Below are 23,769 nucleotides of genomic sequence, written 5' to 3' on the forward strand. Positions count from 1 at the left end.
TTTGTCCTGAAACGCAACAGTACCGTTTGACGGCAGTTAAGACTTAGCTAACAGTTGAAAGGGGCTAAACAACTGATTCGGGGGGGCTATTCCGTGCTGGTGATTGTGGATGAGCGGGATATAGTGACCGCTGGTTACGCATGTCGCTTCGGCAGTGAGGGTGTATCTGCCGCTCGTTTCTGTAGCGACGAATTTCGCGAATGGGTCAAGACAGTCGCGGATGCCGATCTTTACGCGGTCGAGGCTTTTCTGCTTGGCGATTGCCGTGATCGCGAGATCTTGCCGAGAATGATTCGGGAGCGTTCGCGCGCTCCCGTGATCGCGATGAACGAGGCGCCGTCTCTGGAACAGACCCTGAGTCTTTTCGCGGCAGGTGTCGATGATGTGGTGCGCAAGCCGATTCATGTCCGCGAGATTCTTGCGCGCGTGGGGGCCATCCGCCGCCGGCTCGAGGTTGAGCAGGATCACGCGGTCGTCGGCGAGATGCGGGTCTTCTTCGACGGCCGCGATCCCGAAATAAGGGGCAATGTTCTGCCGTTGCCGCGACGCGAGCGGCGCATTCTCGAATATCTCGTTGCCAATCGCGGGCGGCGGGTCAGCAAGTCGCAAATCTTCAACTCGATCTATGGAATCTTCGACGATAACGTCGAGGAGAACGTCGTCGAGAGCCACATCAGCAAGTTGCGCAAGAAGCTGCGGCGTCATCTCGGCTACGATCCGATAAATTCAGTGCGCTATCTGGGTTATCGCCTGGCGGAAGCTCACTAGTTTCGCGCCGCCCATGCGCGGCGCTGCATGTTCCGCGTCGTCCGACGCGATGTTTTTCCAGTATGGCATGAACGGTGTGCGAGGGGCCTTGGGTCGGCTCCGCGCGGTGGAGGCGTGCGCGATTTTCGACTCGCGCCGTACTGCGGCGAGCGCAAGCTCCGCACAAGTTGGTTGCCGTTAAATCCTGTCAGAGAAATCAGGAGAATCGGCGATGAGTCTCTATAGTGCATTGATGGCCAGCGTGTCGGGCATGTCGGCGCAAGCAAATGCGCTCTCAACGATCTCCGATAACATCGCCAACGCGGATACGACGGGCTACAAGCAGGCCTCGACGCAATTCGAGGACATGCTGAACGAATTCAGCACGAGCGAATATGACGCCGGCGGCGTCGGGACGGTCGTCAACTACAATATCGCGCAGCAGGGCGATCCGACCTCGACCACGACGAGCACTAATATGGCGATCGAGGGCAATGGCTTCTTCGTCGTCGAAAATGCCAGCGGCGAGACCTACCTGACCCGCGCCGGCTCGTTCGCGCCCGATGCGAATGGCAATCTCGTCAACGCTTCCGGCTACACGCTGATGGGCTATCCGATCAGTTCCGGTTCGTCGCAGCCGGTGAGCTATTCGCTGGATCAGCTTCAGCCCGTGCAGGTGCCGATTTCCGGCCTTTCGCCGCCTGTGGCCTCGACCTCCGCAACGCTGACGGGCAATCTCGATTCGGGCGCGTCGGTAGATTCCGGAACGCTGCCGGCGGCCAATAGCGCCAGCTCCACCTATACGTCGATGACGCCGGTGACCGCTTATGACGACCTCGGTAATTCGGTGACGCTCAACGTTTATGCGACGAAGACGGGCGCCAATACCTGGGAGGTGGACGTCTATAACGCCGCGGATGCGGCCTCCGGCGGTGGCTTCCCTTACAGCGCCGGCCCGCTTGCGACGCAGGCCTTGACGTTCGATCCGACGTCGGGCGCTCTGAGCAGCACGCCGACATCCCTCTCGGTCGCGGTGCCGGGCGGGTCGTCACTGAGTCTCGACGTTTCCGGCCTGACGCAAGTTTCTTCCTCGACTTCGGTCCAATCGACGGTGAACGGCAATCCGCCCGGGACGTTCGAGAGCGTTTCGGTGTCGGCGAGCGGCGTGCTCTCCGAGAACTATTCCAACGGAGTGACCACGCCAATCTATCAGATTCCGCTCGGCACCGTCCCAAGCGTCAACAGCATGACGTCTCTGGCCGGTGATGTGTTCGCGCCCAATTCGAATTCGGGTGCGATCACGCTGGGGGCCGGCAATTCGGAAGGGTTCGGCTCAATCAATGGTTCGGAACTCGAATCCTCGACCGTCGATCTTGCGACGCAGCTCACCAATATGGTCGTGACGCAGAACGCCTATCAAGCCAATTCAAAAGCCTTCCAGGTCGGCTCGGATATGCTCAGCGAGCTCGTCAACCTGCTGAAGTAATTGCGGGCATTTCTCATCTCCTGAGTCCGTGTCATGAATCTCACGACCGCCACGCACGTTACCCAGTCCGCTCTCGCCACGGTTTCGGCGGAATCGGCGCTGGTGTCGCGCAATATCGGCGGGGTCAATAGTCCCGGGTTCTCGGAAAAAACCGCCAATGTCGTCACAACGGCCGATGGCGGCGTCGAGGTCGCCTCGGTCACCAATGCGCAGAGTCAGGCGGTCTTTGCGAACGTGCTGAGCGCAACGGCGGCATCTGCGACGCAATCGGCCCTTTCCGATGGGCTTACGACGCTGGCGACAATCGTCGGCGAGCCGGGGTCGGATACGTCTCCGGCGGAAAAGCTCAGTGATCTGACCAACGCGCTTCAGCAATATGAGGCGTCGCCGTCCGACAGCAGCCTCGCCAGTGCGGCCGTCACAGCGGGGCAGAATCTGGCGAGCACGCTCAACAACGCGACGGCGACCGTGCAGCAGGTCCGCGAGGACGCCGACTCGCAGATGGCCTCCTCGGTTTCAAGCATCAACTCGCTTCTGACGCAGTTCAAGAGCGTCAATCAGCAGATCGTCACCGGTACCGCGACCGGCGCCGACGTCACCGATTTGCTCGATACGCGCAATTCGATCCTCACCCAGCTCTCGCAACAAATTGGCATCACGACGAGCGCGGGCGCCAATAACGACATGTCGATCTACACCGACAGCGGCGTGACGCTGTTTCAAAACGGCACCGCCAGCACGGTGAACTTTCAGCCGACGCAGACCTACACCGCAGGGACAACCGGGAATGCTGTCTATATCGACGGCGTCCCGGTTACCGGAAGCTCCGCGACAATGCCTATCCAGACCGGCGCGCTCGCGGGGCTCGCAAATCTGCGCGACAATGTCACCGTCACTTACCAGTCGCAGCTCGACCAAACCGCAAATGGCTTGATCAGCGCCTTCGCCGAGACCGATCCGAGCAATTCGGGCTCATCCCTCGCGGGGCTTTTCACCAATGGCTCGAGCACGGCGCTGCCGACAGCGGCGCAAGTGACGGGTCTTGCCGGCAGCATCACCGTCAATGCCGCGGTCGATCCGAGCCAGGGCGGCACCGCCGCGTTGTTATCCGATGGGATCAACTTCAACTACAACACATCGAACCAGGCCAGCTACGACACACAGCTGCAGCAATATCTGACAAAGCTTTCGGCGGCTCAGAGTTTTTCCAGCGCCGGTGGTATTGGAACCAGCAATACGCTTTCGGGCTATGCCGCGGCATCAGTCAGTTGGCTCGATGCCGAGCAACAGAACGTGCAGTCGGAAAGTGCCTATCAGAGCACGTTGCTGTCGACATCGACGACCGCGCTGTCAAATTCGACCGGGGTCAATCTCGATGACGAGATGTCCCAGATGCTCGATCTTGAAAACTCCTACTCGGCGACAGCGAAGCTGCTGACGACGATCAACAACATGTTTTCCGATTTGGCGACCGCGATAGACCAGGCGACGGCGGCATGAGCTCGTTTATTTCTGCCTATTCGATTTCGACCGCCCTGCGGCAGTCCGTTCTGACGGCGCAGAGCAATCTTGCTCAGGCGCAGCAGGAGGTCTCGACCGGCACATACGCAGATGTCGGTTTGGCGCTCGGTGCGCAGACGTCGCAGGACATCAGCCTGCGCTCCCAGGAATCTTTGCTGCAGACCCTGACCACGACGAACAATCTCACCGCGACAAGTCTCAGCACGACGCAGGGCGTGCTCAGCAGTTTCCAAACGACCGCGCAGAACTTGCTGCAATCGGTGATCGGCTCGGCCAATCAGGACGGCGTCTCGACGTCTCTGCAGCAGCAGGCGCAGAGCGCGTTGCAATCCCTGATCTCGGGGCTGAACACGACCGAAGGCGGCAATTACCTTTTTTCTGGAACCAATACGTCCGTCGCGCCGATTACGGATTACTACAGCACCGGGGCAGCAAATAAATCGGCCGTTGATTCGGCATTTTCGTCTTACTTCGGTTTTTCGCAAACAAGCTCAAGTGTTGCGGATATAACCGCCAGTCAGATGCAGGGCTTCCTCGATACAGAGTTCGCGCCGCTGTTCCAGGGTACGAACTGGACGTCGAACTGGTCCTCGGCTTCCGACACAACGACGAGCAGCGAGATTTCGCCGTCGTTGACGGTCTCGACATCGGTCAGCGCGAACCAGTCGGCGTTCCAGGATCTGGCGCAGGGCTATACGATGCTGGCCGATCTCGGGACGCAAAATCTGAGCAGCTCGGCGCTTCAGACCCTTGAGACCAATGCCGAGAATCTTCTCAACGCCGGGATCGCTGGTGTCACCGGCATCCAAACGTCCGTCGGCAGCGTTCAGACCGACATCACGTCCGCCAATAACCAGATGTCGGTCGAGATGAGCGTGCTTTCGACGCAGGTCGGGAATCTCGAAAACGTCAATCCATATGAGGCGTCGACGGAAGTCACAAATCTGCAGACGCAGATCGAGACGGCCTATTCGCTGACCTCGCAGCTGTCGCAGCTTAGCCTGGTGAAATATCTCTAACCGCGTGCATTTTGAGGGTGATCTACGAATATGTACCAATTCTCTTACAAAGAGATTCTGGACGACTGCGCACAGGACGCGCGTGCGCGCGAGCGGCTCGCCATGCAGCGCGCGATCGAATTGCTTGAGCTTGCGCAGCAGCGCGGCGTCAAGTCGATGGAGGCGGCCGAGGCTCTCAACTACCTCAACAAACTCTGGCATCTTTTCATCGATGATCTCGCCAGGCCGGAAAACGATCTGCCCGACGCCCTGCGCGCCGAGCTGATTTCGATTGGCATCTGGATCACCAACGAGATCAATCGCATGAGGCTCGGCAAGAGCGATAACTTTGGCGGCTTGATCGAAATCTGCGCGATCATCCACAGCGGATTGAAGTGAGGCGATCAGATGCGGATTTCGCTGCGCGCCGGGGAGAAGTTCTACATTAACGGCGCGGTTCTGCGGGTGGATCGAAAGGTCTCCTTCGAGTTGCTCAACGATGCGACCTTCCTGCTTGAAGCGCATGTGATGAACGTCGGCGACGTCACGACGCCGCTGCGCCAGCTCTATTTCATCGTGCAGATCATGCTCATGAACCCTGCGGACACGCCGGCTGCGGCGGAGACGTTCGATAAAGCGCTCGAGAATAGCCGAAGGATATTCCTCGATCCCCGCATATTGGCCGGGCTCAAAACGGCCGAGCAACTCGTCACGGAAAACCGGAAGTTCGATGCGTTGAAGACCATCCGCACTTTATTGCCGATCGAAGCTGAGGTTCTTTGCGAAATCAAAGAGCCGGTTGCGGGCGCTGCTGCCTAAGGGAGATTCTCATGACTGTCGATGCAACCAACCCGACGAGCTCCGCGACGTCGCAAAACACGTCGAATTCTTCCAACTCGCAAAGCGCGGCGGCGGCAGCCACCGTCAACTATAATCAATTTCTGCAATTGCTGGTGGCGGAGTTGCAGAACCAGGACCCGACCAACCCGACCGACCCGACGCAATATATGAGTCAGCTGGCGTCGTTTTCGCAAGTCGAGCAGCAGATCCAAACGAACTCCAAGCTCGACACGATGCTGACGTCGAACGCGTTGACGCAAGCCGAACAGATGATCGGCCAAACCGTGACCTCGTCGAGCGGGGCGACCGGCGTCGTTGAATCGGTCAATCTGGGATCGAACGGCGGCACGACAGCGACACTCGCCGATGGCAGCACCGTTCCGCTGACGACTGGCAGCAGCGCCGCGACGTCGACGACGTTGAGCGATGGCACGTCATTCACGCTGCCGTCCGACCTGACGGTCAACTGACGATGAACGAGGCGGATGCGCTCGAACTGGCCCGTCAGGCGATCTGGACAATCATGCTCGTGTCCGGCCCCGCGGTCGGCGCGGCGATGATCGTCGGCATCGGCATCGCGCTCTTTCAGGCATTGACACAAATTCAGGAGGCGACGCTGACCTTCGTGCCGAAGATCATCGTCGTTCTCGCGGCGTTGACGGTGACGGCCTCTTTCATCGGTGGCCAGATATATGTGTTCACCGAGCACGTGTATTCGCGCATCGAAAAAGGCTATTGAGCGGCGTTCGAGCGACAGGTGAATTATGGCGGGGGTAGCGGCCGAAGCGCATTTGGCGCCTGAGCAAAGAGGCAACTCGCGGGATATTGGCTTTGCGACCGGCATTCTCGCCATCCTGTCGGTCTTCTTCCTGCCGATTCCGCCGTTCATGATCGATATAGGGCTTGCGTTCTCCATCGCGCTCGCGGTCCTCATCCTCATGGTCGCTCTGTGGATTCAGCGGCCGCTCGATTTCTCGTCCTTCCCGACCATTCTGCTCGTCGCGACCCTGCTGCGGCTGTCGCTGAATATCGCGACGACGCGGCTGATTCTCTCCAACGGCGCGGAAGGTACGGCCGCGGCGGGCTATGTGATCGGCGGATTCTCGCGCCTCGTCATGAGCGGCGATTTCGTCATCGGCCTGATCGTCTTCGCCATCATCATCACGGTCAACTTCATCGTCATCACCAAGGGTGCGACGCGTATCGCGGAAGTCGGGGCGCGTTTTACGCTCGATGCCATCCCCGGCAAGCAGATGGCGATCGACGCCGATCTTTCCTCCGGCACGATCGACGAGAAGGAAGCGCAACTCCGCCGCCGCGAGCTTGAGGAAGAGAGCGCCTTCTTCGGCTCGATGGACGGCGCCTCGAAATTCGTCCGTGGCGACGCGATCGCAGGCCTCATCATCCTGGCCGTCAACATTTTCGGCGGTATCATCATCGGCGCGACGCGCCACGACATGCCGCTTTCGGAGGCTGCGGACGTCTTCACCAAATTGTCGGTTGGCGACGGCCTCGTCACGCAAATTCCAGCGCTGATCGTTTCAATGGCGGCCGGTCTGCTGGTCTCCAAGGGTGGCACGCGCGGCTCGGCGGAGCAGGCGGTCCTCGGCCAGTTGGTGAAATATCCGAAGGCGCTGTTCGTCGCCGCCGGTCTGATGTTCGTTCTGGGCATAATCCCCGGATTGCCGTTCTTTCCCTTCGCTCTGCTGGGTGGCCTGATGGCTTTCGCTGGCTATGCGATTCCGGCGCAGCTCGCGCGCCGGCAAGCGGCAGACAGCGCTTCGGCTGCTGCGGCCGAGCAAAGGGCGCAGAAGGAGATCCGCGAATCCGTCAAGGAATCGCTGAAATCGGTGGAAATCGAGCTCTGCCTCGGCAAGCAACTCGCGACCCGTCTGCTGGTGGCGCAAAGCGAGCTTGTGCACCGCGTCACCAAGACGCGACGCAAGTTCGCCCAGCAATATGGCTTCGTCGTCCCGGAGATCAAAGTTTCTGACAGCCTGACTATCCCGGCAAAGACGTATCAGATCAAGATTCACGGTACGGTCGTCGCGTCTTTCACGATGATGATCGGCTATCTTCTGGTCGTCGTCGGCGATGGCCGTAAGCCCGATCTGCCCGGCGAGGAGGTGCGCGAGCCGGCCTTCGGCATGAAGGCGATGTGGGTGTCCGAGGCCTATGCCGGTGAGCTGAAGCGGCAGGGGTTCGAGGCGATCGACAATATGTCGGTGGTGCTCACCCATCTGAGCGAAGTCATCCGTAACAATCTCTCGCAACTGCTGTCCTACAAGGACATGCGCGCCTTGTTCGACCGGCTTGGCCCCGAATACAAGCGGCTGCTCGACGACATCTGTCCCTCGCACATTTCCTATTCCGGCCTGCAGGCGGTCTTGAAGCTGCTGCTTGCCGAACGTGTTTCGATCCGCAATCTGCAATTGATCCTCGAAGCCGTTGCGGAAATCGCGCCGCATGTGCGCCGGGCGGAGCAGGTGACCGAACACGTGCGCATGCGGATCGCCCAGCAGATCTGCGGCGACCTGCTCGATCACGGCGTCCTGAAGGTGCTGCGGCTCGGCAACAAGTGGGATCTCGCATTCCATCAAAGCTTGAAACGCGACGCCAAGGGCGATGTCATCGAGTTCGACCTCGATCCCGGCATGGTCGAGCAGTTCGGCAACGAGGCCTCGGTGGCGATTCGCGAGCGCATGGACAAGGGCCATGCTTTCGTGCTGGTCACGACGCCAGAGGCGCGGCCCTATGTGCGCATGGTGATCGAGCGTCTGTTCGCGACGCTGCCGGTCCTCTCGCATCTCGAAATTGCCCGCGGCGTCGAGATCAAGTCGCTGGGTACGATCTCGTGAACGGGATCGGGGCGAACGCGGTTTTGACCGCGTTCATCCTGTTCTGCCGGATCGGCGGCTGTCTGATGCTGATGCCCGGCTTTTCCAGCCCGCGGGTTCCGATGGTGGTGCGGCTGTTCCTTTGCTTCGCCATCACGCTCGCGCTTGTGCCGTTTCTCGGCGGCGAGATCGAAAAACTCATCGGCGACGTCTCCGCGGTGTCTCTCTTGCGGCTCGTCGTTTCGGAGTTGCTTATCGGCGGCCTCATCGGGCTGATGGGGCGCATTTTCTTCGCGGCGCTGGAGACGCTGGGGACGGCGGTCGCCATGCAGATCGGCCTTACCAACGCGCTTGGCGTGCCGATGGACGAAGCCGAACCATTGCCTGCCGTCACCGAGTTTCTGACCTTCCTGGCGACGACATTGCTTTTCGTCACCGATCTGCACCTCGAAGTCATACGCGGTATCGTGGCGTCCTATCGCACCTTGCCGGTCGCATCGGGATTCGGCCCGCAATTCGGGCTCATCCAGGTCGCTGACACGCTGTCGAAGGCGTTTTTCCTGGGGCTGCGGGTCGCCAGCCCCTTCATTCTGTTCGGCCTCGTCTTCAACCTTGCCGTCGGGCTCGCCAACAAGCTGACGCCGCAGATCCAAGTTTATTTTATCACGACGCCTTTCGCGATCGCCGGCGGCATCGTGCTTTTCTATTTCACCTTCAAGCAGATCATCGAGATATTCATGGCAGGGTTCTCGAATTGGCTGGCGGGCGGCTAGGATGCAGAAGCGAGTGGCTACGCTGCGCCGGATGCTGAATGTGCAGAACGACATTCGCCGAATCGGCGAGCTGAAACTCGCCGCCCTCCAGCGCCAGCGGGCGAGCGCCGAGGCGACCGAAACGCGGCTCGTCTCTTATCTCGACGAGAATCATATCTACACGCCGGGCTATATGAAGACGCTCGCCGACAAACTGCAGGCGGTTGGGCGCGCCAAGCGGCGCTTTGCCGAGCAGGCCGAAGAGCAGGCGAAGGTTCTGCTGGAATACCGCCGCAGGGCGGGGCAGGTGGAGCGCGCGCTTGAGACGGCGGCGGAACAGCAGCGCCGCGCCGAGGAGCGCCGCGATCTCGACGCCGTTATCGAAGCGGAGATGAACCGCAAAGGCGCAAGCCTCCCGTAAGCCAGGTGGCCCATCTTCAGCATGCGATCTGTCGCATTACGCGCAGAGGGAGTGGTTGCGTGTCGATCAATCCGCCTTCAGACATTCTGCTTGACGTCGCCCGCGCGGCCGATCCGGCGAAATCCGCGACGGCGACGGAGAGGCTCTCGCGCCTTAGCGCCGATCGTGGTGCCGCCGATACGCAGTTCGCTGATGTTTTCAGCGACACCAAAGCGCCAGGTCAGGCGCCGTTGGCGGCCATTGCCAGCCCGCGTTTTGCAAACGAGGCACCGGAAAAGGCCAAGGATATCGCGGAGACCAAAGCCTATCAGGGCATTGGCGCTCTCCTGCTGGGAAGCCTTGTCGAAAACATGTTGCCGGAGAGCGACGAATTTTTCGGCCAGGAGGCCGGCGCCGGCATGTGGCGTTCAATGCTGGCGCAGGAGCTCGGCACGAGTCTGTCGAAGAATCTCGACCTTGGCATCGGACCGAAGCACGGCAAGCACGCGCACCACGCAACGCATCCGGTCGGGGAGCTGCACACGGCGTTCATTCCCCTGTCTGCGGCCAAACATTCGTGACGACCCATGGCAATGCCGGATTCCTCAACGAATAAAGTGCCGAGACGGATCGGCGAGGCGCACGGGGCTGACGAGGCGCGCCAGGCCGCTCTGCGCGAAACCTTTTCCCAGACCGTCGAGCGTATCGAGCGCCTCGTCGATCTCGAAACGGCGACGCTCGAGCAATACCGGCCCGTCGATTTTTCCGAATTCAATCATCGCAAGACCCACGCGCTGCTTGAACTCGATCGCGCCATGCGCGCGCTGGGAGCGCAGGCGCGCGATGCGCGTATGCGCGGCGAGCTTGATCGCTTGCGCGCCAAACTCCAGCGTAACCTTGCGACGCTGGAGATTCACCTCAAAGCCGTGCGGCAGGTCTGCTCGCTCATTACGCGCGCGATCGAGACAGAGGAATCGGACGGCACCTACTCGTCTTCGATCTACCGCAGATACGAGCAATCATGATCAAGCTGATCGCGAGCTGTGCCTGGATTTGCCTGCTTACCGCCGGGGCGAGCTTCGCCATGGTTTCGATGAAGTTCGACCATCAGACGGCGCCGCCGGCGACGGATTCTTCCGGCCAAACGCTCGAATACAAGAAGCTCCCGGTGATTAATGTTCCGATGATCGCCGACGGAGCCGTGCAGGGTTATGTCGTCGCGGAGCTCGGCTACACCTACAACCAGAGTTTGGTGAAAGAGGCGCTGCTGCCGGACGTCTATCTGCTCGATGAAACGTTCCGGAAAATCTATTCCGACACAACCCTCGATTTCCGCCATCTCGAAAAATACGACGTCAACGCGCTGACCAAGGAGCTGGCGCAGAAGGTCAACCAGCGGCTTCAGGCCGAGGTCGTCAAGGATGTCCTCGTTCAGGAGCTTAATTTCTTTCCGAAAAGCGACATTTTGCGATGAGTGCGCGTGGCAATGCGCGGGGCCGCCACGGTTTGGTTTTGAAATAGGGGTAATGCAATGGTCTTTGATCGACTGACCTGGATCGGCTTCATGGTCGTGGCGCTGGGATGGGCGCTTCTGTTGTCGGGCGCGCCGGCGCTCGCGCTCTATGCCACGGCGTTTGGGCATAAACTGCCATTCGACATGACGGCGATTTCGCAGGCGACCATCTTCACCGGCTTCGGGCTGGCGGTTCTCGGCGCCTTGCAGACTGGTTTCGGCGCTCTGAACTCTTTCTTCGACCGAGTATTGGAGCGCACCGCACGTCCCAGCGAGACGCCCGCTCCCGCCGTGCGGAAAAAACCGGCCGCCAATGTCGTCCAGCGCGGCCGGCTGAAAGACCGGCCCTATGTGCTCTTCGGCGACGGGACGATCGAGGTCGAGACTCTGCTCGGATTGCGGCGCTTCACCTCGTTCAAGGAGGCGCGCGAATTCGTCGGCTGAGAGAGCTGGCAAAGGACTGAGGGCGGCTGAAGATGAGCGGGAAAGCGAAACGGGAATGGGAGCCGACGGACACGCAGGTGCGCGAGCTCCTGCGCGCGTCCGGCAACGTGCCGATCTGGCGGCGGTTGCAAGAGCGCCTGAGCCAGACATCTCTCGCCGACGGGGCGCTGGCGGGAACCGGCACGGCCGCAGCCATCGCCTGCGCGGGTTTCGCGATCTATATGAGTGCGCATCCGCGGCCCGCGTTCAACGGTCTCGAACATCTGATGATCTTCGCGCAGCCGAGCTATCGCGACGATCCGCCGGTCGCACAGGCCGATCCGTCGGGAGATCATCGCGCGATCGACTATTCGGCGACGGGCACGATCCATCCCAACACCGAGCCGCCGGATGCACCGGCGCAAACCCGTTTCAGTGAGCCGATCATTACAGCCTATGTGTTGCATTATGTGCAGGACGGCGAGGCTCTGATCGTCGGCAAGGACGATGCGGTCTATCGCGTCGTGCTGGGGACCGAAGTGCCGGGAGGCGGGCGCGTCCTTGCCATCGAGGAGCGCCACGGCCAATGGGTGGTCGTCACCACCCGCGGCCTGATCGTCGCGCGCTGAAGCCGGCGCCTAAACCACGTAGATATTTTTGCGCAGCGCCGTGATTTGCGCCGGTGTCAGATTCACCCTGGTCTGCGGGGGAAAGGTCACGCCGACATTTTGTCCGCGCTGCCAGGCGATGGCGCCTTCCAAAAGTTCGCCGTCCAGATCACTGAAGAGTCGAATCCGGCGAGGTAACTTGATCCTCGCAAACAGGATCAGCCGGGCACCGCGCTCGGAGCGATTGTTGATCTGGCAGTCGATCAGGAATTTGTTGGTCCCGTCGAGGATTTTGCCCGAACGCAGCCGGGTGCGCTTGCGGGGTTCAGTGCGCTTGTCGCCATTCTCCCGCACCGGATCGAGAACGCGATAGGTCACTTCGCCGGGTTTCGTCTCCGCGCTGCCGACTTTGATCGCGTCGATGAGCGGGGCTGCGGAATGAGGCGGATCGGGCGAAGGCATCGGGGTTCCGGAGCGGCTGTAGCCGGCGTGCTCAATGCCGGCGGTTAGCACAAAGCTGTATAAATTTGTGTACGGATTATTATTGCGCATCTCTCGTTAATCATTGCATAAAGCCTTCGGATCTCGGGCCGTGATCCAATGCAATCTCAAGCGATTTTGGGAGTTATGATGTTCATTTCCGTTCGGCGGCTTGCCGCAATTTCTGCTTTGACATTTTTGGCCCTGACGCCCGCGGATGGGGCAGGCGCACAGACGTCCGGCAAGCTGGTGGTTTTTGCCGCCGCGAGCCTGGCGACCGCGCTCAATGCGATCCAGCCGATCTTCGTGAAGGAAAAAGGCCAGGCGACGGTGATTTCCTACGGCTCCTCGGGCGTGCTCGCCAAGCAGATCGAGCAGGGCGCGCCGGCGGATGTCTTCATCTCCGCTGATACCAAATGGGTCGATTATCTGCAGAAGAAGAATCTTCTCGCCCCGCATACCCGCCGCAATCTCCTGGGCAACGATCTCGTGCTGGTCGAGCCCGCGGACGGCAAGACGAAGCTCGACATCAAGCCGGGCTTCGATCTCGCCAAGCTCACCGGCGACGGCAAGATTGCCGTCTGCACCGTCGCTTCATGCCCGGCTGGCATCTATGCGAAGGAGGCTTTCACCAAGCTCGGCGTCTGGAGTGCGGTCGAACCCAAGCTGGCGCAGGCGAACAACGTGCGCGATGCCCTGGCGCTGGTCGCCCGGGGAGAGGCCAAATACGGCGTCGTCTACGGGACCGACGCAAAGGCCGAACCGAAAGTTCGGGTTGTCGCGATTTTTCCCGCCGACAGTCATAGCCCGATCGTCTATCCTGTGGTGGTTGTAGCGAGTTCGAAGAATGCCAATGCGGCGGTCTTCGAAGCTTTTCTGACCTCTCAGGCGGCGACGAAAATCCTGACCGACCAAGGCTTCGAATTCTTGTTGAAGAAGGGCGAGTAAGGCTCTGGTAAAAGGTATATTTTCTTCGCTTTATACGGGGAAAGTTGGCGGCTCGATCTGCAACGAAAGATCACTCGGTAAGTTGCGGATATAAAAATGAAAAAGCACGTTGCCGTCTTGCTGGGCGGGTTTTCCGCCGAGAGAGACGTGTCGTTGCGGTCGGGGGCGGCCTGCGCCAAGGCGCTGGCCGAGCAGGGGTTTCGGGTTACGCCGGTCGATGTCGATCGCAACGTCGGGCAGGTTCTCGCCGAACTCAAGCCCGACGTCGCCTTCAACGCCCTGCATGGGCCCTATGGCGAAGACGGGGTCATCCAGGGCGTTCTCGAAATGCTGCGGATTCCCTACACGCATTCCGGCGTGCTCGCCTCGGCGCTGGCGATGCGTAAGGATCGCGCTCGGGACGTTCTGAAGGCGGCTGGCGTTCCGGTCGCGGAGGGCGTGTCGGTCGATCGGCTCACCGCCGCCAGGGCGCATGTCCTGCCGCCGCCCTATGTCGTCAAGCCGCTCGCCGAAGGCTCATCCTTCGGGGTTCTCATCGTCCATCAAGACCACGTCCATCCGCCCCAGGAGTTAACGCGGGAGGATTGGGCCTATGGCGATGAGGTGCTCGTCGAGCGCTATGTCGCAGGTCGCGAATTGACCTGCGCCGTCATTGGCGACAAGGCCTACGATGTTATTGAAATTAAAGCCGCGGACGGCGGTTGGTACGATTACAACGCCAAATATGCCGCAGGCGGGTCGTCACATGAACTTCCGGCGAATCTTAAACAAAATATTTACCACTTTGTCCAAGAGTTGACCCTCAAGGCGCACAAGGCGCTCGGATGCCGCGGCGTCAGCCGTGCTGACTTCCGTTACGACGATCGCCCCGGAGGTACGGGCGACCTCGTGATTTTGGAGGTCAACACGCAGCCCGGCATGACCGCCACTTCACTTGTGCCCGAAATCGCCGCACATGCCGGCCTGACGTTCGGTGAGCTAGTCAAATGGATGGTGGAAGACGCCTCCTGCGACCGGTAAAGGAGGCCTTTGACGGCTTCCAGAACCAGGCGCCGGTTTATGCGGGGATTGCCCAAATCGCGCCTGCGCCGGCGTTCCTCGCCGATTACGGCCGCCGCGGTTCCGTGCGGCGCGCCACCACGCCGGGCGACCGTCTCTCGCGTATTTTCGCGGCGCAGGGGGTCGGCCTTTTTGCGGCCGCGGCGCTTTTCGCTGGCGTCGGCCTCTATGGCTCCTGGCTTGGGGGTGAATATTCAGCCTTCGTTGCCGTCGAAGGCAGCGTGCCGGATTATTTCGCGCGCGTGGCGGGCGTCGGCATCCGCACGGTAACGATCTCCGGTGCCCATGCGCTGACCCAGCAGGAGATCATCGCGGTCACTGGAATCGGCCCGAAGAATTCGCTGCCCTTTCTCGACGTGCAGAAGGTGCGCGCGCGGTTGAAGGCGCTGCCGCTGGTCAAGGACGCGAGCATCAGCAAGCTCTATCCCGGCCGTGTCGTGATCGATATCGAGGAGCGCAAGCCCTTCGCCCTGTGGCAGCGGGACGGCGTCGTAAAGATCGTTGCCGTGGATGGCACCCCGATCGACACTTATGCCGATCAGCGCTTTGCCGCCTTGCCGCTCGTCGTCGGGACCGGCGCCAATGCGCAACTCGGTGAATATACAGCGCTGCTCGATGCGGCCGGCGATCTGCGCCCGCGGATAAAAGCGGGCATTCTCGTCGCCCAGCGCCGCTGGACCTTGCAGATGGACAATCAGGTCGAAGTCGCCTTGCCGGAGGTTGACGCTGCGGCGGCGCTCGCGCGGCTGGCGCAGTTCCAGCGCGAAGATCATGTCATCGACAAGGACATTTTATCGATCGATCTGCGGGTTCCCGGTCGCATGTTCGTCCGTCTGACTGAAAATGCTGCCGCGGCGCGCGCGGCGGCACTGGCGCCAAAATCGAAAACGAAAGGCGCCCGCACATGAGCCAACCGCCGCGTATGCGTGCTCTGCCGGCGCGTAAGACGGCTGTCCTGTCGGCGCTTGATGTCGGGACGTCGAAAATTGTCTGCCTAATCGCCAAACTCGATCCGGTCGAGACGCCGGAAGCCTTGCGCGGGCGCACCCATCGCTGCCGCATTCTCGGCATCGGCCATCAGCGCTCGGCCGGTCTGAAGGGCGGCGTGATCGTCGATCTCGAAGCCGCGGAAGGAGCGATCCGCCGAGCTGTCGATGCGGCCGAGCGCATGGCCGGTGTGCAGGTCGAGAGCGTCATCGTCAATATCACCGGCGGTCGGATCGGTTCCCAGCATTATAACGCGGCGGTGCGGATCGGCGGCGAGCGGGCCGTCGCGGAATCCGATGTGCATCGCGTGCTCGAAGCCTGTGCCGCGCGCACGCAGGGGCAGGGCAAGGCAGTTCTGCATTCGCTGCCCACCGGCTTTTCAATTGGCGACATGCGCAATGTCCGCGACCCGAAAGGCATGATGTGCGACGAACTCGGGGCCGACATGCATGTGGTCAGCGGCGACGCGACCGCAGTGCGCAATCTGATGCTGGCGGTCGAGCGCTGCCATCTGGCGGTCGAGGGAGTTGTCGCAACGCCTTACGCGGCCGGCCTTGCGGCTTTGGTCGATGACGAGGTCGAACTTGGTACGACAGTCGTCGATATGGGCGGCGGCACAACATCATTCGCGGTCTTTGCCGGCGGCAGCCTCGTCCATGTCGATGCGGTCGCGGTCGGCGGCAATCATGTCACGATGGATATCGCCCGCGGCTTCAATACGCGGCTTGCCGATGCCGAGCGTCTGAAGACACTTTACGGCGCCTGTATCACCTCTGTCTCCGACGAGCGCGAAACCGTCGCGGTGACGTTGGCCGGCGAGGACGGAGACCATCCGACCCATGTGCCAAAATCGCAACTGGTGCGAATAATCCGCCCGCGCGTCGAAGAAATTTTGGAACTTGTTCGCGATCGCCTGAAGACCGCGGGCTTTGCTTCCAACTCTTCGTCGCGAATCATCCTGACCGGGGGTGCGAGTCAGATGACTGGCATGGCCGAGTCTGCCAAGCGCATCCTGTCGGGGCAGGTGCGACTCGGCCGCCCCTTGGGAATTCAAGGACTTCCCGAATCGGCCAAGAGTCCGAGCTTCTCTGCGTCGGTCGGGCTTCTGATTTATCCGCAGGCGGCGAAGATCGAGTATTTCCGCCCGCGGCGGCGCGTGGCGGGCGATGCAAACGGCACTCACGGTTATTTCGCGCGTGTCGGACAGTGGTTGAGAGAAAGTTTTTAGTTGGTAATAGAAGAAGGGATAAGCGCGGCGGCTGATTCGTTCTTCGGCGTAAAGGGACAACAAAAGCGGGCGCCCTCAAAGCGCTCCAACGTCAAGAGGCCAGACATGTCGATCGATCTCAAAGCACCCGAACTGCGGGAACTAAAGCCACGCATTATGGTGTGCGGCATCGGCGGAGCCGGCGGCAACGCCGTCAACAATATGATCGTCTCCGGTCTTATCGGCGTTGATTTCATCGTCGCGAATACCGATGCTCAGGCGCTCACCTCATCCCGTGCCGAACGCATCATCCAGATGGGCCTCCAGGTGACCGAGGGTCTGGGCGCTGGCTCGCAGCCCGAGGTGGGCCGCGCGGCGGCCGAAGAGGTCATCGAGGAAATCCGCGATCATCTCTCGGGCGCGCATATGGTGTTCGTCACTGCCGGCATGGGCGGCGGCACCGGCACCGGCGCGGCGCCGGTCATTGCCCGGGTGGCGCGCGAACTCGGCATTCTTACCGTCGGCGTCGTGACCAAGCCGTTCCAGTTCGAGGGCGTGCGCCGGATGCGCGTCGCCGACAGCGGCATTCTCGAATTGCAGAAGTCGGTCGATACGCTGATCGTCATTCCCAACCAGAACCTGTTCCGCATCGCGAACGAGAAGACCACCTTCGCCGACGCCTTCGCGATGGCCGATCAGGTTCTCTATTCGGGCGTTGCCTGCATCACCGACCTGATGGTCAAAGAGGGCCTCATCAATCTCGACTTCGCTGACGTGCGCGCCGTGATGCGCGAAATGGGCAAGGCGATGATGGGCACCGGCGAGGCGACGGGCGAGAAGCGCGCCATCCTCGCCGCTGAAGCTGCGATCGCCAATCCGCTGCTCGATGAAGTTTCGATGAGGGGCGCCAAGGGCCTGCTCATCTCGATCACCGGTGGCAACGATCTGACGCTGTACGAGGTCGACGAGGCGGCGAGCCGCATCCGCCAGGAAGTCGACGAAGACGCCAACATCATCCTCGGCGCGACCTTCGACCAGAACCTCGACGGCATGGTGCGCGTATCGGTCGTCGCGACCGGCATCGACGGCGCCGAAATGCGCGCCTTCGAGGGTGGCGAGGCGCGGATCGCCGAAGCAGCCGGGCGGCTGCGCGCCCGCGCGGAGGCCCGCGCCGCCGAAACGATGAAGGAACAACGCGCTGTCGCTCCGGAGCCTGTCATGGAGCCGATCGCGATCGTCGAGTCGCAGATCAGCTATGCCGAGCCGGTGGCGCAGCCGCAGACCTTCGCGCCCGCATCGGTGCGCGGCGTTCATCTTCAGCCGGCGCGCCCGCCGGTGCAGCAGCAATATGCCGAACCGGCTCCAGAGCCGGAGCCTGACCATTTCGACGCCGGCCCGTTCATTCCGCCGGCAGCGGAGTCGCCGATCGTCCGGCCGCAGCGCCTGCCCCAGATCGAGGACTTGCCGGTTCCCGCGCAGAAGCAGATCCGGGCCCAGCGCGGCGAGCCCGCCGAGCCAATCCCGGCGCATGATCGCCGCAAGAGCTTGCTGGAGCGCCTCGCCGCTTTCGGCGTCAGCCGGCACGAGGAGCCGCAGCGCCATGTTGCGCCGCCCGCGCGCGAGCCGGCGCCCCGCATTGCCGCGCCGGCGCCCCGGCTGGCACAGCCGAGCCCGGTTCATGCCGAATATGGCAAGCGCGTGCCGCAGCCTTCGCCCCGCCAGGTGCAGGCAGCGATCGATGCGCATCAGGCGCGCGCCACCGCGCCGGCGCGTTCAATCGAGGAAGAGCAGTTGGAAATTCCCGCGTTCTTGCGCCGCCAGTCTAACTGACGTCATCGCGGAATATCGTGAAATATAGGGCGTATCGGCGTGCCGGTACGCCCTAATTTTTTGCGTGCACGCCTGATCCGGGCTGGGCGCTGGACTTCTTTCGGGTCGTAGCTTTATCTTCGTCGCGGGGCGTTACCATTCGCCCACGCGGGACGGATATTGCGCCGCCGCTGGTGGAAGTCGGAAGCCGGACGGGGGTCTTGCCACAGAAATGCCTCTTATCGGTCCGAGGACTTAGCTGCGATCACGCTCCTGTGCTCAAGGTCGCGCATCCTGAACTGCTGTCGATTGTCGAACCAAAGGTTGAGTAGTCCCTTATGCCATTTGCCTTGGTTCTTAAGCGCCGTGTCGCCGCCCGCCGCAGCCGTCTGCTCCGCAGCGGGCAGGTTTTCGGACTGTTGGCGGTGACGCTGCCAATCGCGGCCTGCTCGAACTCGCTCGATTCACTCGGCTCTCTCAACCCGATGAATATGTTCAGCGGCGAGAAATATCAGACCAAGGTGATCCCGGACACGCCGCCGGAGACGCTCTACAATCAAGGCCTCGTCGACCTCAGCAGCAAAGACTACGACAAGGCGACGAAGAAATATTCGGCCTTGGAGAAGCAATACACGTTCTCGCAATGGGAGCGCAAAGCGCTGCTGATGGAGACGTTTTCGCAATATCAGGCAGGCAATTACGACGACGCGATCGGCTCGGCACAGCGCTACATCGGCCGCTACGCGCAGGCATCGGATCTCGATTACGTCTATTACCTCGAAGCGATGTCTTATTATAATCAGATTCCGGACGTGACGCGGGATCAGGACCGGGCGCAGAAAGCCTCTGTCGTCTTCCAGCAGATCCTCGACAAGTTCCCGAAGTCGCAATATGCCGACGATGCGCGCTACAAATTGCAGGTGACGCGCGATCAATTGGCCGGGCAGGACATGATGGTCGGCCGGTATTATCTGCAGCAGCATAATTATACTGGTGCGATCAATCGCTTCCGCGACGTTCTGGCGAAATATCAGAATACCCGTCACGCCGAGGAGGCGCTGCTGCGGCTCGAGGAAGCCTATCTCGCCCTTGGCATCGTCAGCGAAGCGCAGACCGCGGCGGCGGTGCTTGGCCACAACTTCCCGGATTCACCCTGGTACAAGGACGCCTATGCGAAATTGCAGCAGGGCGGCTATCATCCGCAGGAAGATACGAATTCCTGGATTTCCAAGATCTTTCATAGCGTTGGTTGAAACTGGCGGCCATATTCGGCCGCTAGCCTGAACCAATTGGCGGCTGACGCCATCTTGCCCGACTCACGCTGTTCATGCTTTATTCCTGTGCGCCTTCGGCCCAGGCGCGTTGACTCTCACTTCTGGCTTTCGCAGGCTTCCGGCAGCGAAGGGTCTTTGTATGCTCGTTCAGCTCGCTATTCGTGACATCGTGCTGATCGAACGGCTCGATCTCGAATTCGATCGCGGGCTGACCGTGTTGACGGGCGAGACCGGCGCCGGAAAATCCATTCTGCTTGATGCCTTTTCGCTCAGCCTTGGCGGGCGCGGCGACGGCGCCCTGGTGCGTCAGGGGGCGGCGCAAGGCCAGGTGACGGCGGTGTTCGAACTGCCGCCCGGCCATCCGGCGCTGGCTGCGGCGGAGAGCCAGGGCATTGACCTCGACGGGGCCTTGATCCTGCGCCGCATCCAGATGGAAGACGGGCGCACCCGCGCCTTCGTCAACGATCAACCGGTTAGCGCGCAGGCTTTGCGGACGATCGCCCGCGAACTCGTTGAAATCCACGGTCAGCACGACGATCGGGCCCTGGTCCAGGCGGAGGCGCATCGCCAATTGCTCGACGTCTTTGCCGGGCTTGGGGAGGAGCAGGAGGCCGTGCGCGCGGCTTACCGGGCGCGGCGCGCCGTCGAAGCCGAGCTTGCCGCTGAAGAGGGGCGGATCGAACAGGCGCGGCGCGAGGCCGATTATCTGACCCATGCGCACGCCGAGCTGACGAAGCTGGCGGCTCAGCCCGGTGAGGAAGCGCTCCTCGCGCAACGGCGCCAGACCTTGATGCAGAACGAGAAGGTCGGCGGCGAATTGCGCGATGCGGCCGCCGTGCTCACCGGGGAGGGCAGTTCGGCCGCGGCGCTGTCGTCCGCCTTGCGGCGGTTGGGGCGGCGTCAGGCGCAGGCGCCGGAGCTGCTGGCGTCGGTCGTCACGGCGCTCGATGCGGCCCTGGTCGCCTTCGATGCCGCGCGCGATGCGCTTGAGGAGGCTCTACGCGCCGCCGGCGATGATCCGGGCGAGTTGGAGCGCGTCGAGGAGCGTCTGTTCGCCTTGCGCGCCGCGAGCCGCAAATATGGCGTCGCGGTCGATGCCTTGCCGACGCTTTGCGAAAAATTCGGCGACGATCTCGCGCAACTCGAAGCCGGCGAAACGCGCCTGGCGCAGCTTCGCAAAGCGGCGACGGCTGCTGCGGCCGATTACGACAAGACGGCAAAGCGCCTGTCGGCAGCGCGGCAGCGCGCCGCCGCCGATCTTGAGCGCGCCGTCAATGTCGAACTGCCGCCGCTGAAATTGGAAGCGGCGCAATTCATCGTCAAACATCAGTCCGATCCCGCGACGATCAGCCCTGAGGGCATCGATCAAATCGAATTCTGGGTGAAGACCAATCCGGGGACGCGGCCGGGTCCGTTGATGAAGGTTGCCTCCGGCGGCGAGCTGGCGCGTTTCATGCTGGCGCTCAAAGTCGTTCTGGCGGATCGCGGTTCCGCACCGACATTGGTTTTCGATGAGATCGATACCGGGGCCGGCGGCGCGGTGGCCGATGCCATCGGCCAGAGACTCGCGCGCCTCGCCGGCGGCGTTCAAGTGCTCGCCGTCACCCATGCGCCGCAGGTGGCGGCGCAGGCAGCCGGACATTTGCGCATCGTCAAACACTCAAGTGCGCCGGATGCACGGGTCGCGACCCGGGTTTTGACTTTGACGAAGGCGGCCCGCCGCGAGGAGATCGCCCGTATGCTCGCCGGCGCGACGATCACCGCCGAAGCGCGCGCCGCCGCGGGGCGCTTGATGAACAGCCGTGGCTGACGCCAGCATTGTGCGGCGTTTGCGCAACGCGGCACGAAATTCCCGTCAAACTTGTGCGCCCGAGCTTGTGTGAACGCGGCAATTGAGCATGCTGACACTTATTTTGATGAATTGGTGTCTTTTTTGCAAAAATCTCTTTCGAAGATTTGGCTTTTCTCCTGCGTTCTTTTGCAGATCGGAGCGTTCGGCTTTTGCGCGCCGGCGCAGGCGGCCGATCTGCCGAGCGACAAGGAACCGGCCCTCGCACCCGCGCCGCTACCGCCCGCACCGTTTAGCTGGACTGGCTTTTACGCTGGCGTCAACGGCGGCTTCGGCCTCGATCATTATGCGTTCACCTACAGCTATTTCCCGCCGGGCGTTGCGGGCCAGGGCGCGAAGAGCGGCATCACGTCAAGCGGGCCGCTCATCGGCGGCCAGATCGGCTATAATTACGAGCTCACGAATTTGCCGATCATCGACCATGCCATCATCGGCATCGAAGCGGACGAGCAGTGGACGGATTTCCACGGCGCTGTTGATATTCCCGTTTCCAACGGGATATTCCACATCGGGACGCAACTTGAGAATTACGGCTCCTTGCGCAGCCGCGTGGGCTACAACTTCGACCGGCTGCTGTTTTATTTCACCGGCGGCTTCGCCTATTCCGTGACCAAGAATTATTACACTGCCGGCGCGTTGAGCGGCTCGCGGACGCAATTTCGCTCCGGCCTCTTTCCCTCTGTCGGCATTATCGGCATCGGCGCGGAATATGCGCTGACAGATCATTTCACGGTGAGAGCCGAGTATTTTTACAATTTCACCGGTGCGCATTACGCGGATTTGTATCAAACACCGACGAGCACGATCGGCTTCGGTACGCGCTCCATGTACCACATCGCCCGTGTCGGCCTGAATTATAAGTTCGACTCCTTCGGCGGCGCTCCGGTCGTCGCGAAATACTGACTTTCCGGCAATCAGCGGGGTCTGGCCGGAAATTTTCAGGGCGTAATCAGAGGGTTATAAAGCAAAGTCGACGACTGCTGCGGCAATGCAACAGCTTCGCTATTTTGCACCTTTTGCGCGCCGGGTGCTTGTGGAATCAATCAGAACAATCTTCCTTATAGGAAGGTTGGCGAGGGGGCCTTCATGTCAATTTTCTCTTCTTCGGGCTTCGGGTCCTTCGGCGGCCCGGCGGCGCCGGGTTCTGAAGAAAAATCGTCCCAGACTGCTGTCTTCCATAAGGCTGCAACCAAATATCCGGCTGCCATTGCTGTACTTGTCTTGGGCTGCATGGCGGGCGTTGCGTCCGCCTTTGCTGCCGACCTGCCGGATACCAGATCGGCGCCGGTGTATGCGCCACCCGCGCCGCCGGCATTTAGCTGGACCGGTTTTTATGTCGGCGGCAATGCCGGCTATGGCATCGATCATGCGTCCTATCCCTATACCCTCCTCGAGGGAGATACCTTCGTTCAGGACCGCGACGGCCTAACCCAATCCGGCCCCGTCCTCGGCGCGCAGGCCGGTTACAATTATCAATTGAGCGGCCTGCCGTTCGTCGGCGATCATATCGTCGTCGGCACGGAAATTTTCGGCGAGTGGTCGGGGATCAACGGCTCAGGGACGGCTCCGAGCGTCCTTGGGCCGGCGACTTTCGGCACACGTATCGAGAGCTACGGCGGCATTATCAGCCGCGTAGGCTATGCCTTTGACCGGTTGCTGATCTATCTCGAAGGCGGCATCCCCTACGGCGTAACGAAATCCTACTACAGCGTCGGGTCGTACAACGGTTCGAGCACGGTCGCGCGCTTCCAGATCGGCAAGCAGAATATTGTCGGCGCCGGTGTCGAATATGCCTTTGCCGATAATTGGTCCGTGCGATTCGACTATCTTTACAGTTACGTTGCCGCCAAATGGGTGGAATTCGATCCAGCGCCGGGCGTCAGCTTCGGATATTTATCGCGTACCTCGTTCCACTCGGCGCGGGTCGGGATCGATTATCACTTCGATCTTTTCGGCTCGCCGACCCCGGTGGTCGCAAAATACTGAGCCATCGCGGCGCAACCCGAGCGCCGCGCGAAGACGCCGCGACGG

26 protein-coding genes are annotated in these 23,769 nt (G+C 61.4%); 25 read left to right on the forward strand and 1 reads right to left on the reverse strand.

All coding sequences use genetic code 11. The features are described 5' to 3' along the window. Positions 1-93: 93 nt before the first annotated feature. The 16 genes from CWB41_RS11030 to CWB41_RS11105 all read left to right on the forward strand — a co-directional run bounded on the left by CWB41_RS11030 (position 94) and on the right by CWB41_RS11105 (position 12,146). The gene (locus CWB41_RS11030) at positions 94-768 is read left to right on the forward strand and encodes a response regulator transcription factor (RefSeq protein ID WP_115836678.1); all 675 of its coding nucleotides are present in this window, start codon (positions 94-96) and stop codon (positions 766-768) included. Positions 769-979: 211 nt separating this feature from the next. Continuing rightward, entirely contained in the window at positions 980-2,233 is a 1,254-nt protein-coding gene (locus tag CWB41_RS11035; protein WP_115836677.1) for a flagellar hook protein FlgE, read from the forward strand. A 33-nt stretch (positions 2,234-2,266) separates the two neighbouring features. Then, on the forward strand, positions 2,267-3,733 hold the full coding sequence (gene flgK, locus CWB41_RS11040) for a flagellar hook-associated protein FlgK (RefSeq protein ID WP_115836676.1): 1,467 nt from the start codon (positions 2,267-2,269) through the stop codon (positions 3,731-3,733). After that, the gene (locus tag CWB41_RS11045) at positions 3,730-4,773 is read left to right on the forward strand and encodes a flagellar hook-associated family protein (protein ID WP_115836675.1); all 1,044 of its coding nucleotides are present in this window, start codon (positions 3,730-3,732) and stop codon (positions 4,771-4,773) included. The genes flgK and CWB41_RS11045 overlap by 4 nt, the downstream gene beginning before the upstream one ends. A gap of 30 nt (positions 4,774-4,803) precedes the next feature. Next, positions 4,804-5,151, forward strand: a complete 348-nt coding sequence (gene flaF, locus CWB41_RS11050; protein WP_115836674.1) for a flagellar biosynthesis regulator FlaF — start codon at positions 4,804-4,806, stop codon at positions 5,149-5,151. Between the two features lie 9 nt (positions 5,152-5,160). Beyond that, positions 5,161-5,571, forward strand: a complete 411-nt coding sequence (flbT, locus tag CWB41_RS11055) for a flagellar biosynthesis repressor FlbT (RefSeq protein ID WP_115836673.1) — start codon at positions 5,161-5,163, stop codon at positions 5,569-5,571. A gap of 11 nt (positions 5,572-5,582) precedes the next feature. Then, positions 5,583-6,062, forward strand: a complete 480-nt coding sequence (flgD, locus tag CWB41_RS11060; protein ID WP_115836672.1) for a flagellar hook assembly protein FlgD — start codon at positions 5,583-5,585, stop codon at positions 6,060-6,062. Between the two features lie 2 nt (positions 6,063-6,064). Then, positions 6,065-6,331 (forward strand): flagellar biosynthesis protein FliQ, encoded by a 267-nt coding sequence (gene fliQ, locus CWB41_RS11065; RefSeq protein WP_115836671.1) that lies wholly within the window; start codon positions 6,065-6,067, stop codon positions 6,329-6,331. A 52-nt stretch (positions 6,332-6,383) separates the two neighbouring features. Continuing rightward, positions 6,384-8,450 carry a flagellar biosynthesis protein FlhA gene (flhA, locus tag CWB41_RS11070; protein ID WP_245441032.1) on the forward strand — a complete coding sequence of 689 codons (2,067 nt, stop codon included), beginning with the start codon at positions 6,384-6,386 and terminating at the stop codon, positions 8,448-8,450. A gap of 23 nt (positions 8,451-8,473) precedes the next feature. Continuing rightward, positions 8,474-9,202: a flagellar biosynthetic protein FliR gene (fliR, locus tag CWB41_RS11075; RefSeq protein ID WP_245411280.1), complete on the forward strand. Its 729-nt coding sequence runs from the start codon at positions 8,474-8,476 to the stop codon at positions 9,200-9,202. Between the two features lies 1 nt (position 9,203). Continuing rightward, a complete protein-coding gene (locus tag CWB41_RS11080; RefSeq protein WP_115836668.1) occupies positions 9,204-9,602 on the forward strand; it encodes a hypothetical protein in 399 nt (132 codons plus the stop codon). 59 nt (positions 9,603-9,661) lie between these two features. Continuing rightward, a complete protein-coding gene (locus CWB41_RS11085; RefSeq protein ID WP_115836667.1) occupies positions 9,662-10,162 on the forward strand; it encodes a rod-binding protein in 501 nt (166 codons plus the stop codon). Between the two features lie 12 nt (positions 10,163-10,174). Continuing rightward, positions 10,175-10,606 carry a hypothetical protein gene (locus tag CWB41_RS11090; RefSeq protein WP_115836666.1) on the forward strand — a complete coding sequence of 144 codons (432 nt, stop codon included), beginning with the start codon at positions 10,175-10,177 and terminating at the stop codon, positions 10,604-10,606. Beyond that, the gene (locus CWB41_RS11095; RefSeq protein ID WP_115836665.1) at positions 10,603-11,055 is read left to right on the forward strand and encodes a hypothetical protein; all 453 of its coding nucleotides are present in this window, start codon (positions 10,603-10,605) and stop codon (positions 11,053-11,055) included. The genes CWB41_RS11090 and CWB41_RS11095 overlap by 4 nt, the downstream gene beginning before the upstream one ends. A gap of 57 nt (positions 11,056-11,112) precedes the next feature. After that, positions 11,113-11,538, forward strand: coding sequence for a hypothetical protein (locus CWB41_RS11100; RefSeq protein ID WP_115836664.1), 426 nt, complete (start codon positions 11,113-11,115; stop codon positions 11,536-11,538). 32 nt (positions 11,539-11,570) lie between these two features. Next, entirely contained in the window at positions 11,571-12,146 is a 576-nt protein-coding gene (locus CWB41_RS11105) for a hypothetical protein (RefSeq protein ID WP_115836663.1), read from the forward strand. A gap of 9 nt (positions 12,147-12,155) precedes the next feature. Here CWB41_RS11105 and CWB41_RS11110 read toward each other — a convergent pair whose 3' ends face one another. Beyond that, entirely contained in the window at positions 12,156-12,587 is a 432-nt protein-coding gene (locus CWB41_RS11110) for a hypothetical protein (RefSeq protein WP_115836662.1), read from the reverse strand. Between the two features lie 165 nt (positions 12,588-12,752). Here CWB41_RS11110 and modA point away from each other — a divergent pair, with 165 nt between their 5' ends. The 9 genes from modA (at position 12,753) to CWB41_RS11155 (ending at position 23,724) form a co-directional block, all read left to right on the forward strand. After that, positions 12,753-13,553, forward strand: a complete 801-nt coding sequence (gene modA / locus CWB41_RS11115) for a molybdate ABC transporter substrate-binding protein (protein WP_115836661.1) — start codon at positions 12,753-12,755, stop codon at positions 13,551-13,553. A 96-nt stretch (positions 13,554-13,649) separates the two neighbouring features. After that, on the forward strand, positions 13,650-14,573 hold the full coding sequence (locus tag CWB41_RS11120; protein ID WP_115836660.1) for a D-alanine--D-alanine ligase: 924 nt from the start codon (positions 13,650-13,652) through the stop codon (positions 14,571-14,573). Next, the gene (locus CWB41_RS11125) at positions 14,540-15,520 is read left to right on the forward strand and encodes a cell division protein FtsQ/DivIB (protein ID WP_115836659.1); all 981 of its coding nucleotides are present in this window, start codon (positions 14,540-14,542) and stop codon (positions 15,518-15,520) included. Before CWB41_RS11120 ends, CWB41_RS11125 begins: the two co-directional genes overlap by 34 nt. Further along, the gene (ftsA, locus tag CWB41_RS11130) at positions 15,517-16,827 is read left to right on the forward strand and encodes a cell division protein FtsA (protein ID WP_115836658.1); all 1,311 of its coding nucleotides are present in this window, start codon (positions 15,517-15,519) and stop codon (positions 16,825-16,827) included. Before CWB41_RS11125 ends, ftsA begins: the two co-directional genes overlap by 4 nt. A gap of 105 nt (positions 16,828-16,932) precedes the next feature. Next, entirely contained in the window at positions 16,933-18,636 is a 1,704-nt protein-coding gene (ftsZ, locus tag CWB41_RS11135; RefSeq protein WP_115836657.1) for a cell division protein FtsZ, read from the forward strand. A 317-nt stretch (positions 18,637-18,953) separates the two neighbouring features. After that, complete coding sequence (locus CWB41_RS11140) at positions 18,954-19,868, forward strand: outer membrane protein assembly factor BamD (protein WP_115836656.1); 915 nt, start codon at positions 18,954-18,956, stop codon at positions 19,866-19,868. Between the two features lie 160 nt (positions 19,869-20,028). Beyond that, a complete protein-coding gene (gene recN, locus CWB41_RS11145) occupies positions 20,029-21,699 on the forward strand; it encodes a DNA repair protein RecN (protein ID WP_115836655.1) in 1,671 nt (556 codons plus the stop codon). Positions 21,700-21,822: 123 nt separating this feature from the next. Then, complete coding sequence (locus CWB41_RS11150; RefSeq protein WP_165204279.1) at positions 21,823-22,641, forward strand: outer membrane protein; 819 nt, start codon at positions 21,823-21,825, stop codon at positions 22,639-22,641. Between the two features lie 183 nt (positions 22,642-22,824). Then, on the forward strand, positions 22,825-23,724 hold the full coding sequence (locus tag CWB41_RS11155) for an outer membrane protein (protein ID WP_115836653.1): 900 nt from the start codon (positions 22,825-22,827) through the stop codon (positions 23,722-23,724). Positions 23,725-23,769: the final 45 nt, after the last annotated feature.

This window comes from Methylovirgula ligni (genome assembly GCF_004135935.1).
Lineage (GTDB): Bacteria > Pseudomonadota > Alphaproteobacteria > Rhizobiales > Beijerinckiaceae > Methylovirgula > Methylovirgula ligni.